This is a genomic window from Shewanella sp. SP1S2-4 (assembly GCF_031932075.1).
Lineage (GTDB): Bacteria > Pseudomonadota > Gammaproteobacteria > Enterobacterales > Shewanellaceae > Shewanella > Shewanella baltica.
Genome location: NZ_JAUOET010000062.1, coordinates 1 through 790 on the forward strand (window position 1 = coordinate 1; position 790 = coordinate 790).

The window sequence follows — 790 nt, forward strand, 5'->3', positions numbered from 1 at the left end:
CGGCTTGGATCTGGGCGCTGAGCACTGGCGCATCGTTCGTGCCCATGATCGTGACGGTGACGGTGTGGGTGGTGCCGTCGGTGTGGGTGATGGTGACCGTGTCTGTGGCCGTTTCACCAGCCTTGAGTGACTGAGTGCCGACGCGGCTGTTGTCTAGTGTGTAGGTCCAGGCGCCGCTGGCATCCATCGCAAAATTGCCCAGCGTGGTGCGCTGCTGCAAGGGCACGAATTCCGCGCTTTCGCCGGTTGCCACCAGATGCCCGCCGGTGACCGCCGACACGTCTTCCTTCACCACGCCAACATCCACGCCGCCAATGACGACGTTATCGCGTTGCCCCTGGATGGTGACCGTGATGCTGTGGCTGCTGCCGTCGGCGCTGTGCACCGTGAAGCTGTCGGTGGCGGTATCGGTGCTTTTGAGCGCCTGGACTTCGGGCTTGCTGTTGTCCAGTTGATACTGCCAGTGTCCGTCTTCGCCGAGTGTCAGACTGCCGTAACTGCCTGCTGTGGCGGTCTGGGCTATGAAGTGAGCCTGGCCGTCGTCCGTGTCGCTGATTTGCAGCTGTCCGCTGGCGGACAGGGTCTGGTCTTCGACGACCCGACCAATATCTGTGCCGCTGATGCGGGCTGCATCATTAGTGCCGGTCAGCCTGATCGTCAGATTCTGCGTGGCCGTCGCGCCTGAGCCGTCGGTCACCGTGATCGGGATGACCACATCCTGCGTCTGGCCCGCAGCCAGGTGCTGGTAACTGGCGTGGCTGGGGTCGAAGCTATAGCTGCCGTCTGCATT

General features: G+C 62.8%; 1 protein-coding gene. It reads right to left on the bottom strand.

Going from position 1 to position 790, the window contains the following annotated elements; translation table 11 throughout:
- Nucleotides 1-790, bottom strand: a 790-nt coding sequence (locus Q4Q52_RS22170) for a VCBS domain-containing protein (protein WP_311991699.1), incomplete at both ends; no start/stop codon positions are given.